Source organism: Tenuifilum sp. 4138str, assembly GCF_041102575.1.
GTDB lineage: Bacteria > Bacteroidota > Bacteroidia > Bacteroidales > Tenuifilaceae > Tenuifilum > Tenuifilum osseticum.
Genome location: NZ_JBGCUE010000003.1, coordinates 75212 through 90384, shown reverse-complemented (window position 1 = coordinate 90384; position 15173 = coordinate 75212). Strand labels below are relative to the sequence as shown.

12 protein-coding genes are annotated in these 15173 nt (G+C 39.5%); all 12 read left to right on the top strand.

Annotation, left to right across the window (positions count from 1 at the left end; all coding sequences use genetic code 11):
* Positions 1-36: 36 nt before the first annotated feature.
* The 12 genes from AB6811_RS04040 (at position 37) to AB6811_RS03985 (ending at position 15171) form a co-directional block, all read left to right on the top strand.
* Positions 37-3438 (top strand): AAA domain-containing protein, encoded by a 3402-nt coding sequence (locus tag AB6811_RS04040; RefSeq protein WP_369489154.1) that lies wholly within the window; start codon positions 37-39, stop codon positions 3436-3438.
* Between the two features lie 4 nt (positions 3439-3442).
* Positions 3443-5221, top strand: coding sequence for a DEAD/DEAH box helicase (locus AB6811_RS04035; RefSeq protein ID WP_369489153.1), 1779 nt, complete (start codon positions 3443-3445; stop codon positions 5219-5221).
* Between the two features lie 673 nt (positions 5222-5894).
* Complete coding sequence (locus tag AB6811_RS04030; RefSeq protein WP_369489152.1) at positions 5895-6308, top strand: Fur family transcriptional regulator; 414 nt, start codon at positions 5895-5897, stop codon at positions 6306-6308.
* A 70-nt stretch (positions 6309-6378) separates the two neighbouring features.
* On the top strand, positions 6379-6684 hold the full coding sequence (locus tag AB6811_RS04025; RefSeq protein ID WP_369489151.1) for a DUF6660 family protein: 306 nt from the start codon (positions 6379-6381) through the stop codon (positions 6682-6684).
* 135 nt (positions 6685-6819) lie between these two features.
* Positions 6820-11163: a CusA/CzcA family heavy metal efflux RND transporter gene (locus AB6811_RS04020; protein ID WP_369489150.1), complete on the top strand. Its 4344-nt coding sequence runs from the start codon at positions 6820-6822 to the stop codon at positions 11161-11163.
* A gap of 18 nt (positions 11164-11181) precedes the next feature.
* Positions 11182-12483 (top strand): efflux RND transporter periplasmic adaptor subunit, encoded by a 1302-nt coding sequence (locus AB6811_RS04015; RefSeq protein ID WP_369489149.1) that lies wholly within the window; start codon positions 11182-11184, stop codon positions 12481-12483.
* Between the two features lie 23 nt (positions 12484-12506).
* The gene (locus AB6811_RS04010) at positions 12507-12836 is read left to right on the top strand and encodes a P-II family nitrogen regulator (protein ID WP_369489148.1); all 330 of its coding nucleotides are present in this window, start codon (positions 12507-12509) and stop codon (positions 12834-12836) included.
* Positions 12837-12954: 118 nt separating this feature from the next.
* Positions 12955-13368: a Fur family transcriptional regulator gene (locus AB6811_RS04005; protein WP_369489147.1), complete on the top strand. Its 414-nt coding sequence runs from the start codon at positions 12955-12957 to the stop codon at positions 13366-13368.
* 81 nt (positions 13369-13449) lie between these two features.
* Positions 13450-13974 (top strand): periplasmic heavy metal sensor, encoded by a 525-nt coding sequence (locus AB6811_RS04000; RefSeq protein ID WP_010528936.1) that lies wholly within the window; start codon positions 13450-13452, stop codon positions 13972-13974.
* Positions 13975-14025: 51 nt separating this feature from the next.
* Positions 14026-14259 (top strand): SHOCT domain-containing protein, encoded by a 234-nt coding sequence (locus AB6811_RS03995; protein ID WP_291855483.1) that lies wholly within the window; start codon positions 14026-14028, stop codon positions 14257-14259.
* A gap of 12 nt (positions 14260-14271) precedes the next feature.
* Positions 14272-14658 carry a DUF302 domain-containing protein gene (locus AB6811_RS03990; RefSeq protein ID WP_291855486.1) on the top strand — a complete coding sequence of 129 codons (387 nt, stop codon included), beginning with the start codon at positions 14272-14274 and terminating at the stop codon, positions 14656-14658.
* 45 nt (positions 14659-14703) lie between these two features.
* Positions 14704-15171 (top strand): hypothetical protein, encoded by a 468-nt coding sequence (locus AB6811_RS03985; RefSeq protein WP_369489146.1) that lies wholly within the window; start codon positions 14704-14706, stop codon positions 15169-15171.
* The last annotated feature ends 2 nt before the right edge of the window (positions 15172-15173 follow it).

Sequence of the window (15173 nt, the reverse complement as noted above, 5' to 3'; positions counted from 1 at the left end):
GAGTGCAATTTTGCCAACGCTAAAGATATCGTTACAATGAAAAATATTGACAAACAAATTGGGATATTGCTTTTTGAAAGAATTCAAGAGACAATTGAAAATAAAACGCTAAACCCAAAAGAAAAGATACCAAAATACAGGTCAATCCTAGATGACTTATTTAAAGCGTTAACTGTAGATGCCAATCAATATATAAGCGGATTAAATGCTAGAAGTATTTTTATTTTCAATGAGTATGAGACACCTAAAAATATTGTTGACAACACTCATACATTAAGAAAGTTCGCTAACCAAGTTGTTCATGAAACAGAATTCCAGCCAACTGAATTGGATGATAAAAAATGTGTTTATCAATTAGCAGAAGTAATCTCGTATTTCTCTAACATAACTATTCCAAGTAAAATTCAGGAATATTATCAATTATTTATTGATGAAATAAAAAAGAAAACAGCATTTAAGAGACCAATACTTCCAACCTATGATTTTTATGCTGTAGTTGAAGATGTTTTTATTCCTTTCGGTGAAATTGAAGGTAAATTTTGTGTTTTAACCTGCAATACCGACAGTTTGGGTGTAATAAAGCTTAAACTTTGGAATAATAAAAATGAAAACGGATTTGGAAGTGATTTGTCGGTTTTTGGTAAAATTGTAGAGCCGTATCAAAATATTTATGTTACAAACGTTAAGAAATACAAAGACAAAGAAGATGAGTTTTATACAACAGATAAGTCATATGTTGTATTGGAACCAGATTATCTAATTGATGCAAAAGAGCTTTCAGAATGCAGACAATTCAATAATAAATCATTTGGAAAATACGAAGATAATCCTCTACTCTACATTCTTAATCGTTTCACCAAAGGTGAAATTACCGATAGAATTATGGTTGGAAATATTGTAGGTAAAATGTTGGATGATATTGTGACGGATGAGAACTACAATTACAAATCATCTTTTGAATCTGTAATGCGAGAGAATTCTTTTGGAATGTTATGTATTGCCAATGAGAAAGGTTTTTATGACCGGTCAAAAATTCAAGCAATCTATATTGAGGCAAATGAGCATGAAAAACAGTTAAAGCAAGTTATTCACAGTTATAAAGGTAAGGAGATCATACTCGAGCCAACATTTGTTTCCAATAAATATGGTCTACAAGGAAGACTTGACATGCTCATTGATTATGGAAGCGATAGTAATCGAAAAGATATTATTGAACTTAAATCATCGAAAAATTATCCAGATACAAATATCGGCTTATACCTAAACCATGAAGCTCAAACGATGTGTTATGACTTACTGATTTCATCAACATATCCAGACCGTATTGGATACAATTCGATTTTATATTCCAGTGCACCAATTGAGGAGAAACCTTTAAGAAATGTTGATGCTGGTGAAAAATATTTGTCTAAGCAGGAATTGTTAATGCTTCGTAACCGAATTGTTTCTAGCGAGCTTAAACTTGCAAGAGGTATTTACGAACCATTTTTTGAAATCCTTTCAGAATCCTTTGGCCCCTATCCAAAGTTTCTTGAAGATTTGGTAGTTGAATTTAAAAGTACTATTGAAAATCTGGATGAAACCCTTAAAGCATATTTCTTGGGCTTCTTAAGGTTTATTTACAGAGAATTACAAGTTGCAAAAATTGGTAGTAATGATTCTTATAATAAGTCTAATGGTTACGCTGAATTATGGAAGGCATCCAAGTCAGATAAGATAGAAAATTATGATGTTTTAATTTACTTAAAAGTCAAAGAAATTTCGGATGATTTTCATATTAAATTATCTCTCGACAAAAATATTTTCTCGAGTGTCGTTAATGTTAGTTCATTCAGGGTAGGTGATACGGCAATCTTATATCCAACTCCCAATCCCGATGAAATACACCCTTTAAAATCCCAGATACTTAAATGTTATGTGGTTTCGGTAGACATGAATTCTATTGAAATAAGCTTAATTAACAAACAACTAAATAAAAACTATTTTGCAAAATCTGAATATTGGGCACTTGACAGAGATTTCAGAGAAACAGGATATAAGCAATTATTGCAGCAACTTTATGAATTTGTTAAATCGGAAAAAAGAGTGATTGACCTCGTACTGGGTTTATCACGACCTGAGTTTGACAGCTCAATTGAAATACCTAATAATGGATTAGACGAGATACAATTTGAAAATGTAAAGAATGCTGTAAGAGCTAAAGATTATTACTTAATTCAAGGACCTCCGGGCACTGGGAAAACCTCCAAGGTTTTGGTGGAAATAGTCAGAAACTTAGCAAAACCTGAAAATGATATTATGGTTGTTGCTTTTACTAACCGGGCTGTTGATGAAATATGTGAAAAGTTACAAAGCCTTAATATTAATTGCATTCGCTTAGGTAAAGGTGATAAACCATATTATTGGTCAGACTTAGCAGGGCGCTTAAAGCTCGATGAACTTAACGAAGTTGTTCAGAGTAATAATGTATTCGTGTCCACAATTTCAACTTTTGCAAACAGCCTCGACATTTTAAAATTCAAAAAATTTGAAACGCTTATAATTGACGAAGCATCTCAAGTTATCGAGCCACAGATTATTGGTTTCTTGAAGTACTTTAAGAAATGGATATTTATCGGGGACGAAAACCAACTACCAGCAGTTGTAGTACAAAGTGAAAATGATAGCAAGTGTGATGATGCCATACTCAATGACTTATCATTAAAAAATTTCCGAGAATCATTATTTTACCGTCTGAAGAAAAATGCAATAAAAAAATCATGGGATGATTGTTTTGACACGCTAAAATTTCAGTATAGGATGCATGCTGATATTGCTGAATTCCCTAAAAAAGAATTTTATAAGAATAAATTAGAGGAGAGCGAAGATTCTCAGAGAGAAAAGATTCCTAATTATGAAAGCTATAACAATAATCCAATAAATATTTTACTAACTAAATCAAGAGTCGTATTTGTTCCATCAAAAGTTGACTTAAGATCTAAAATTAATGATGAGGAAGCAAAACTTGTTGCAGAAACAGTGAAACACATTGCAACAGTTTTTGGGGATGACTTTAATCCCAATGAAACTGTTGGTGTAATAACTCCATTTAGAGCACAAATTGCAAACATCCGAAACCATCTTGATAATAAATTACAGGATATTACAATTGATACTGTAGAAAGATTTCAAGGTAGTGAAAGAAAAATCATTATTGTTTCATTCGCTGTAAAAAGCACAACACAGTTAGGAGCTATACAATCACTTAATGACGAAGGAGTTGATCGCAAATTAAATGTTGCAATCACAAGAGCAAAAGATCATCTAATACTTATAGGTTCTGAAGATGTTCTAATTAAGGACAAAACTTTTAAGAAATTAATCGATTTTATAAAAGAGAAAAATGGATATCTTCTGAACCCTCTAAAAGTTAAATCAGTACCAACAGATTTATTTTAAAGATATGCCAAATTTAATTGAAAGACTAAACCGGGCAATAGATGTTGAATACGACTGGAAAAACCAGGAGGTTGCCGAAACATTAAAAACACCCATTGCAGACAGGGTAAAAAAAGGTGATACCATTGAAAATGTATTTGCTGAATTTTTTCCTGATTTTAACTATGATGGGAATATTGTTTTTACTAAAGTTAAAATAAAATGTGAAGATAACAGGTCAAAGTTTCGTGAAACATCGCCTGTTATTTTAAGTGGTCACGGAAAGTTTTTTGAATTAGATGTCCTGGAAGATAATGACAATGAAATGATTCTTGAAGTAGGATTTGGGTCCAAAAGCATTCCTCAATCGCTAAATAACAAAAATGGTTGGCAAATAGATGCTGCAGCTGTTGATATCCGGCACATTGTAAAAAAATCAACTTTTATACTCCAAACAGACACATCAAAGTATAAATTAATAAACGGAATTTTTGAAGGTAGTATAACACCTAATATTCCATCTAATCAATTACAAGCTGGACGAAAATTGGCATCTAATACAAATCTTAATGATACTCAGAAAGAAGCTTTTGCATATGCCTATGCAACCAATAATTATTATCTTATACAAGGTCCCCCTGGTTCCGGGAAAACATGGTTACTTGCGCATTTAGCCCATCAATTTGCAATCGAAGGGAAAAAAGTACTGATCACTGCCCCCACCCATACAGCTATTAATAACGCACTTCAAAAATGCTCAACACTCTCGCAATATCAACATATTATAAAGGTTGGCAAAAGCAATCAGAAAGAAGGACTGAATTACGATGGTTCTACAGCCAGGAATACTCCAGATTTCAGAAATACAGCTTATGACAATAATAGCCGAGGTATTGTTGTTGGTGCAACTTGCTATTCGCCTCATACCCGTAAACTTGAGTTTATGGATTGGGATGTAATTATTTTTGACGAAGCCGGGCAATTAAGTATACCATTGGCTATCGCAGCGATGGTAAAAGGCTCAAAATTTATTTTTATTGGTGACCATAAACAATTACCCCCAATTATAGCAGAAAACCATACGGATGTAGTTTTTCAGAAATCAATTTTTGAACACTTGCATCAGTTCCATTCAGGAATAATGCTTGATATTACATACAGAATGAATAAATGGATAAATGAATTCCCCTCGAAACAATTTTATAATGGTAGATTGAAACCAGACACAAAAAATGAAACGTGGTTAATTGATATTCCTTATAATTTTGAAAAGCACAACGAAATACTTTCTGCAGATAAGCCTGAAGTGCTTTTCTGTCATTATCATGAGAGCAATGAATCTCGGTCTGAATATGAAGCTGAAATTATTGCTGAATTTATTGAGGAATATTTTAAAAAAGAAATTGATCCTGAAAATATTGCAATTCTAACACCATTCAGAGCCCAGGTAAGACAAATTAAAAAGGCATTGGCTAAGCTTAATAATTACAGCGATTTCAAGGAGAAATTGTTTTTAGATACGGTTGAACGGATTCAGGGTCAGGAACGTGATATTGTAATATTTTCACTGGCTACATCTGATCCAATAAAAGCAATGCAACGGGCTACATTCTTTTTTAATCCAAACCGTTTCAATGTAGCTATCACAAGAGCCAAAAAGAAACGCATAGTAATTGGACACAAGAATTTATTCCTTTTGAGTTCAAATGACATAGAATTAGATAAAATGATTGCAAATTTTCGGGATTTTTATGAAAGTTCCTTCAAAGTATTCGAACAAGCAGAAACGGAAGATTTATTTTGATATTAATATGTATAAGCTCACACATTTGCAAGCACATTGCCAAAGCCCCACGAGCCAACGCTCCAACCAAAGCTTTGTCAAAGAGCTTGCAAAGCCAACGTACAGAAAGAAATTGATTTAAAAAATTTGCCGACACTTTAAAAAAATAAAAAACGCTAACACACAAGCCGACAGAAAATGAAGAAAGTAAAATAACAATGATACGGAAATTCAATAATGACAATGGTTTACAAGACTGGAAGACAGAACACCTGGCGGTAACAGGCGGTATATTTTATTGCCGAGACAGTGCGGGTTTCAGCGTTTCTGCATCTAATAAACTTTCGTGTAACTTGACAGTGAAGTGCTTCGAAATCGGCAACAAAAACATACCGCCAAACCGTTAGGGGCAAGTGAAAAAGACACAACGACAACCTGAAATGATAATTATAAAAAATGATATATCAGTGGATTTAGCTTTATGATAAGACAGTGCAAATTTGATGGAAATTTATTTTGTTTTTTTCTTCCTCCGCAAAAAAGAAACCCCATCCACCTTGCAGCACATTTCCAAGCCCCCACAAGCCAACGCCCAAACCAAAGGCTTGAAAAAGAGCTGCAATTCTGCCTACGCACAGGTGCATAATTGTTACATTTAAGCTTTGAACAAACCGAGATTGTTAAAGTTAGTATAATGAAAAAGGACATAGACAACAAACTCAAATCCAAAAACATCAAACCAACCGCCATGCGCGAATTGGTTTTACAGGTTTTGACCGAACAAAAAACAGCTATCAGTCTGCCGGAATTGGAACAAAAATTTGAAAAAGCGGATAAGGCAACGTTGTATCGTACGCTTAAAACATTTCAGGAGAATAAACTGATTCATGCGATTGAGGATGGTTCGGGTTCGGTAAAATATGCTTTGTGCCAGGAAGCTTGCGATTGCCAACCCGAAGACCTGCATGTCCATTTCCTTTGCTCAAATTGCAATCAAACATTTTGTTTAAACGATATTCCTGTTCCAAAAATAAACCTCCCCAATAACTTTTCACTCGAAAGCGTGAATATGGTGGTGAAAGGTGTTTGTTCAAATTGCAAACAATAACTTTGCAACCGGGTTGCATGAACTTTGGGGTATCTTTGCCGTTGTAATTCAGAAAATACATGAATTTTAAATGAAATATGTAGCAGTAATATTATCAATGTACGTAATGGTTTTAACAGCCATACCATGCAATGATGTACATGCTGCCAATACAAATTCTGTTTCTATTGAATTATCAGAACAAAGCCCGAATCAATCAAACGAAGTTGATTTATGTTCCCCGTTTTGTTTTTGTCATTGTTGCCAAACACTTTCATTTCCTTCATTTTTTAGTATTTCCTTTATCAATTTAGTTGAAATTACTATAGATTTTAAATTGAAAGAACCTGCAATTTCAAGTCCCGTTGCATCTATCTGGCAACCACCCAAAATATAATTCATTTTTCTTTCTTAAATATTGAGCAGTTGACTTAGACATCCTTGCATTGCCATGATACTGCGAACGTATTAAATTTGAACGCATAGAAAAAAATGCTGTACAGGATTCACATTAATAATTAAAAGAAATCAAATGATAAACAAAATCATAGCTTTTTCAATCAAAAACAAAGCCCTCATTGGTTTGATGACCATTGGGCTTATTATCGGGGGTATCTGGTCAATGACCAAAGTGCCATTGGATGCCGTGCCCGACATTACCAACAACCAGGTGCAGGTGATTACCACCGCGCCCAACCTGGGCACCGAAGACATTGAGCAGTTTGTAACCTACCAGGTGGAACTATCGGTGGCCAACCTGCCGGGGGTTATCGAAATTCGTTCGGTTTCCCGGTTTGGGCTGTCAGTGGTAACAATAGTTTTCGAGGATAATATGGGAACCTACCTTCCCCGGCAATTGGTAAGCGAAGCGCTGGCAGAAATTAAGGAAAAAATCCCGGAGGGTTTTGCCGACCCGTTTATGGCGCCAATCAGTACCGGATTGGGTGAAATTTACCAGTACACGCTTGAAGTTCAGCCCGGTTACGATACGGTGTATAACGACATGGAACTACGCACCATGCAGGAATGGATTGTAAAACGCCAGATGGCAATGGTTCCGGGGGTGGTTGAAGTAAATTCCTTTGGAGGGCGCGGAAAACAATACGAAATTTCCATTAACCCCGATAAGCTTCGAAGCATGAACCTGACCATTGCCGACATTTTCGAGGCTTTGGAAGATAATAATCAGAATACCGGAGGGGCTTATATTGAGAAAAATTTTCAGGCCAACTTTATCCGTGGCGAAGGTTTAATGCGTTCGATTGATGATATACGCAACACACCAGTAGCCAATGTAAACGGGCAACCTGTTTTTATAAGGGATGTAGCCAAAGTAAAGCACGGAAGTTTTGTGCGTTACGGGGCTTTTACTAAAGACGGTAAAGGCGAAGCCGTAGGCGGTATCGTGATGATGCTGAAGGGTGAAAACTCCAACGATGTAATCAAGGATGTAAAAGAACGCATGGCGTTAATCCAAAAATCCTTACCAGAAGGGGTGGAAATAAAACCATTCCTCGACCGCAGCAAACTGATAAAAAGCACCACATCCACAGTTGCCGAAAACCTGTCGATTGGGGCGCTGATTGTAATTTTTGTCCTGGTTATTTTTCTTGGCAATCTTCGGGGCGGTTTACTGGTGGCATCGACCATACCACTGGCTTTGCTGTTTGCTTTCATCATGATGAAAGTATTTGGTGTGTGGGCTAACCTGATGAGCCTCGGAGCCATCGACTTCGGTATTCTGGTTGACGGAGCGGTAATCATTGTGGAAAGCATGATTTTTTACCTGCACCGGAACGAGTTTATCGGGAAAAAAATCGGCCTGCCCCGGCGAAATGAAATAGCCTACAATTCAGCCAGTAAAATGATGAACTCTGCATTTTTCGGTCAGCTTATTATCCTTATTGTCTTTATCCCGGTACTGGCATTGCAGGGCGTTGAAGGCAAAATGTTTAAGCCTATGGCCATGACCTTTGGGTTTGCCGTGTTGGGTGTTATGGTGCTGTGCCTTACTTACATACCCATGATGGCGGCGCTATTCCTGAGACCGCCTAAAACAGATAAAAAGACCTGGGGCGAGCGTTTTATAGAGAAACTCGAAAACCTTTACGAACCCGTAATTGGCTGGGCTTTGCACAAAGGAAGGCTTGTATTGGGAATTGCACTTATACTTTTAGTTTCGGGTGGTTTTCTTTTCTCACGTATGGGGGCCGAATTTATTCCTCAACTGGACGAAGGCGATTTTGCTTTCCAGGCTTTCCTGAAACCGGGAACATCATTATCGGAAGTGAAGGATGCATCTACCCGTCTTGAACAAATAGTACTGGAGAATTTTCCAGACGAAGTAGAGTCTGTTCAAAGCCGTATTGGAGTTGCTGATATTCCTATGGACCCAATGCCCATGGATATTGCTGATATATTTGTTATTCTTAAACCACAGGACAAATGGACAAAGGCCGAATCGAAACAGGAACTGATTGACAAGGTAAAGGAAAAGGTAAGTGTGTTGCCGGGTATTAACTACGAATTTACCCAGCCTATCGAAATGCGGTTCAACGAACTTTTAACTGGTATCAGGCAGGATGTGGCTATAAAATTATATGGCGATGACCTGGATATGCTGGCCGACAAAGCCGATGAAATTTCAGACTTAATCGCGGGAATTGAGGGTATTGAAGGAATAAGCGCTGAGAGAACCAGTGGATTGCCTCAAATAACCGTTAACTATAACCGTACCAAACTGGGGCAGTATGGACTCAAAATTAAAGACCTTAATACTGTGGTTGAAACAGCATTTAGCGGGGGTGTTGCCGGGGTAATTTACGAAGGTGAGCGAATGTTCGACCTTGTGGTACGCCTCGACGAAGAACACCGCCAAAGCATTGACGACCTTCGGAACCTGTTTGTAAACACCCCCACCGGTAACCAGGTACCACTGAAAGAGGTAGCTGAAATAAGCTATCAGCCGGGGCCCATGCAAATCAGCCGCGACAATACCAACAGGCGCACGTATGTTGGCATTAACGTGGAAGGCAGGGACGTTAAATCGCTGGTGGAAGAAATACAGCAAACACTTGATGAAGAACTGGAATTGCCTTCGGGCTATTACATCCGCTACGGCGGCGCTTTTGAAAACCTCGAAAGGGCAACCCAACGGCTTTCACTTGTTGTGCCACTCGCTCTGGCATTGATATTTATGCTGGTTTTCTTTGCCACAAAATCGTTTAAACAAACCCTGATGATTTACATGGCCATCCCACTGGCAGCAGTGGGCGGAATACTTTCGCTTTACTTGCGGGGAATGCCGTTTAGTATTTCGGCAGGCGTAGGCTTTATCGTGCTGTTTGGTGTGGCAGTGTTAAACGGACTGGTATTAATAAGCGGTTTTAACGAGTTAAAAGAAGAGGGAAAACTTAGCCTGGGTGATATTATCAAAAAAGGTTCCATTCGCCGGGTACGCCCTATTTTCCTCACCGCTTCAACTGATATACTCGGTTTCCTGCCTATGGCCATTTCCACATCAGCAGGGGCGGAAGTGCAACGTCCGCTTGCAACGGTGGTCATTGGCGGAATGTTAACGTCCACGCTTCTAACACTGGTCGTGTTGCCTGTTTTATATAAAATGGTAGAGTCGGGCAAAACAAAACTGAAAGCGCCCAAACTCAATACCACGGTAATAACTCTGTTGTTTATTTTCGGCGGGCTTGGAATTTCGGGCAGCCTGAAAGCACAGGAAAACAACGTTACCCTTGAGCAGGCTATTGAACGGGCTAAGGAAAACTATCCTTCGCTAAAAGCCGCTTCGCTCAATGTTGAAAAACAAAAGGCCCTGAAAGCCACAGCTTATGATTTGGGCAGCACCTCTATATACACCGGAAAGGAGGAGACCGGCAATGGTGAGGTGGGTATTCAAACCCAAATTGGATTGGCGCAATCGGAAATTGACCTGTTTGGCATACCTGCTAAAAACAAGCTGAATGAATCGCGCATCAACCTGGCCGAATCAAGACTTGAACTGACCGAAGATGAGTTGGTCAGAAACGTGAGCCTTGCATGGTACCGGGCATTGGTAGCCAAAAAGCAAACCCAATTGTACAACCGGCTCGACAGTGTTTATGCCGATTTCCTCAGGGCTGCCGGGTTGCGTTTCGAAACCCAGCAAACATCCAAAGTAGCTTATCTGGCAGCTTCTGCCAAATACCAGGAATTAATGGTTAACATGAAACAGGCAGAGAGCGAATACATGGCTTCTTTGCAACTGCTGAACCAGTACCTGATGTACCCCGATGGTGTTGAAATTGCCGATGCCGGGCAGGAATGGGATGAAACCATTCAAACTTCCTACCCGCTTGATTCGTTAAACGCCGTCCCTTTGCTTAATCTTTACAAGCAACAGTTGGATGTTTCCGAAGCAGAGTGGAAAGCCGAAAAAGCAAATTTTTTGCCTAAGCTCGATTTGGGGTATTCCCGGCAATCTGTCGATGGAACATCCGGTTATTATGGATGGGAGGCCGGTATCTCCATTCCTCTGCTGTTCTTTTCCCAGTCGGGCAAAACAAAAGCCGCCCGTATCAATTACGAAATGACCGGGCAGCAATTCAAGCAGCGGGCGCTCGAACTGAACGCTTCCTACAAAGAACTTTTAAGCCGGTACAGGGTGATGGGCGAGGTATTGGAATATTATAAAAACGAAGCGCTGCCACTTGCCGATGAACAAATTGAAGCCGCCAACCTGGGTTACCGTTTGGGCAGTCTCGGTTATATCGAGTTTATCCAGAATACCGAATCAGCCATTAAAACAAGGCAGGAATATTTGTCCCGGCTGGCGGAATATTTCGAAATTAAAGAACAATTGGAATTCATTACAGGTCAATAATTTTAAAAACAGATAACAATGAAATCAAAAATAATTATAGCGCTTCTTGCAGTAGTTACACTCATGTCGTGCAACAACAACAAAAGCAAAAACAGTGAACCCGGGGAACACACGGAAAAAGAGGGCCCCGAAGGCGTGGTATTGCTTAATCCACAGCAACGCGAAGCCCTGGATTTAGAACTGGGGACTTTCCAAATGCGAAACCTCACCACCATGGTAAAAACAAACGGTGAGATGCAGGTGCCGCCCGCAAGCTCGGCAGAAGTTACGGCAGTAATCGGGGGAAATGTGCGGGATATCAGAGTTTTCCATGGCGACAAGGTGCGTAGGGGACAAACCCTCGCCATTCTCGAACACCCTGATTATATCAAACTACAGGAAGATTTTGCCGAATTAGCCAGCCGGCTCGAATACCTGGAAATGGAGTATGAACGCCAGAAAGAGCTCTTCGAGAACAACGTAGGCGCAGGCAGGGAGTTCCAACAGGTAAAGTCGGAATATAATTCGGCCAAAGCAAAACACCAGGGATTAAAAGCCCGCTTGCAACTCCTGCACCTCTCGCCCGAAAAAGTTAAAGAGGGAACGATTTCCAACAGCGTTCCCATTGTTTCGCCCATCAATGGGTACGTGAATGAAATAGACGTGAAAGTGGGCACGTATGCCGGGGCACAGGACATGCTATTTGAAATTACCGACAACAGCGAAATCCATGCTGATTTTATGGTGTATGAAAATGATGTGCATTTACTGGAAAAAGGACAAAAGGTACATTTTACCGCAGCCAATATTCCCGATAAGGAGCTCACGGCAACGATTTTTGCCATCGGTCAGGAATTTGAAGCCAACGCCAGGGCCGTGCATGTACATGCCAGCCTGGATGAAACCGTACCGGGCCTTATTCCGGGCATGTACATTTCAGGACACATCCATACCGATGAAAATTATACCCGCACCTTGCCCAACGATGCCATTGTTTCCGAAGGCACAAAATCTTATATTTTCGTGCTGGATGAACAAGCCACCGAAGCGGAACACGGGCATGAGGTTAACCATGCTGACGAAGACGAACACGCGCATGATGAAACACACGCAGAAGAAAGCGATGAGGAGCATGCCCGACATGAAGAAGGCACACATGAAGGTGAGGGCGATGAAGTGATGGCTTTCCGCATGGTAGAAGTAGTTGCAGGCTTGCAGGATGAAGGTTATACAGAGGTAAAATTGCTCAATCCCCTGCCCGATGATACACAGATTGTAATGAACGCAGCTTACTACCTTTTGTCTGATTTGAAAAAAGACGAAGCAGGTGATGACGATTAATAAACTTTTAAAAAAGATTAGATATGAAAGAAATAAAAGCATTTATAAGGCCCAATAAAGTAGATGGTATAGTGCATCATTTAAAAGATGCAGGTTTTGAGAACATGACCATTTCATCGGCGGAAGGTACCGGGAAATTACAGGATGAGGATGCCTTTGTGTCCCAGAAATTTTCTATTACCGACAGCGAAGTGGCCAAACTGGAACTTGTGGTCAATAAAAATGATGTGGACAAAGTGGTACACATTATTTCAGAACAAGGCAAAACATTAAACCCCGGCGATGGGTTGATTTATGTTTCTAATGTAAACCAGATTTACCGGGTGAAAGATGGTTTGAAAAAGGGGAATTAATCAAATATTAAACTGTGGCAGCTTTCTGGTTGCCGCAGCTTTTTGTTTAATTTGCATTTAAACCATAATTGAACTAAATTTTATTGGGATGTAGTAATTAATACAGAATATTTTTAAAATGACAAATGACGAGATTAACAAAAAACTTGAATCGAAAAACGTCAAACCAACAGCCATGCGAACCCTGGTTTATAAAACACTTGCCGAAACCGGGAAAGCGCTGAGCCTGGCGGATTTGGAGCAACGATTTGAAAAAGTGGAGCGTTCAACCATTTTCAGGGCGCTTAAAACATTCGAGGAAAATTTCATTGTCCACCCTGTTGATGATGGTTCAGGCTCGGTGAAGTATGCCGTTTGCGATGACGATTGCACATGTAATATACATGACCTGCACGTTCATTTTTATTGTACCCGTTGCGGCAGAACACGTTGCATGAAAGAACTTCCAATTCCCAACATTAAACTGCCTGAAGGCTACACCTACGATAATGCGCAATTCATCATTAACGGGGTGTGCCCGCGCTGCGATTAACTTTGCAATAGTGTTGCACTAACTTATTGGTAATTTTGATGTTGAAATTATTAGAATGTCTAACATTAAAAATTATTAATTATGAAAACTGGAAAATTTAAAATGGCTTTTTTACTTGCAGGATTGATTGTCTTTTCTGCATCGCAGGCAATGGCACAGCACCATTGCTGTAACTCAAACTGGTCGGCTAACGCCGATGCCCAATGGTGGAATTACAACACCCCGGCAGAATATGCGTTATCAGCCGAACAAATTACGGAAATCAATGAGCTACGTAAAAACAGCTACGAGAAAAAGCTTCCAATCGAAAATGAGCTTCGCAGTTTGAGAATGGAATACCGGGCTGCTAATTCAAATCCTGAGCTGGATGTAAAAAAGGTGAAATCACTGAGAAGCACTATCCGCGACAAGGAAGAAAAAATTGAGGATATCAACCTGGAGACAAAAGTTCAGGTAAAAAAACTTCTTACTGAAAAGCAGCTTACCTACTTTAACAACAACAATTACAATTGGTGGGATATGTCGGAAAATTGCTGGCATGCAGGTAATATGGGAATGAATTCTCGTAAACAGATGATGATGTCACGTCGCAGCAATTGTTGGTAAACACCAGTTCGGTTTTTAAAAAAACAAGCGATAAAAAGAAAGGAGAATGTTATGATGGATGGATTTGGGTGTCACGGATGGGGAATGGGAATGGGCTGGTGGTGGGTTATAGGGCTCATTATCGTAATTGCCGTTGTTTGGATGGTTGTTAAAGGAATGAGTCAAAATAACCGCCCCGGCAACCCACCCGAAAGTAAGTCGGCGCTCGATTATTTAAAAGAGCGCTACGCCCGTGGCGAAATAAACAAACAGGAGTTTGAAGAACGAAAAAAAGATTTAATGTAAAATAAAAATATCATGAAGTATTACATTGAAAAAACAACAGAGTACGGTTTCGACAAAGCCATTAAAATTGTAACCGAAGAACTAAAAAAAGAAGGTTTCGGGGTGTTGACCGAAATTGATGTACAGGCTACATTAAAAAAGAAGCTGGACGTAGATTTCAAAAAATACCAAATTTTAGGGGCTTGCAATCCACCCTTTGCTCATGAAGCATTGAAAGCGGAAAACAAAATAGGCGCCATGCTCCCCTGCAATGTAATTGTGCAGGAACTGGATAATGGCAAAACAGAAGTAGCTGCCGTTGACCCGGTGGCTTCCATGCAGGCGGTTGAAAATGACGAATTAAGTGATATCGCCAATGAAATCAGGGCGAAACTTGAAAAGGTAATTGAGAATCTATAATTCTGCTTGCAGTTTATTTGGGGAACATATTCAAAACTTTTGAAAATGAGAAAACAACTATTGTTATTAACCTTCGTACTTTTCTGGGTATTCACAGCGAATGCCCAGGAAGGCGAACGGTTAAAAGTAATCACAGGGGTACGTGTTAATCCTTTTGTGATGTATGATTTTGACGGTAACAAAAGGGAAATAACGCGTATCCATGCCGAATTGGGCGCCATGTTTAACAATAAAACCTATCTGTCGGTGGGATACACGCCCTTTGCCAACGCCATCTACAATTTTAACGAATACTGGTTTGTAGGGTTCGACAAAAAAATCCCGGTATCGTGGGTTTTGGCGGAAGAGTATATGATAGATGAAAATAAATTCATAGTCCAGACCGGCCCCAATTTCAAATTAGGGAACGTGGGAAATGCGTTTGTATTTCTGTTTACCCCTGTTGATAATATTGACTGGGGCTTGAAAGTGGGCGCTTTTATTCCTTTAAATGTGGTTTTGCATAAAGATTAGTT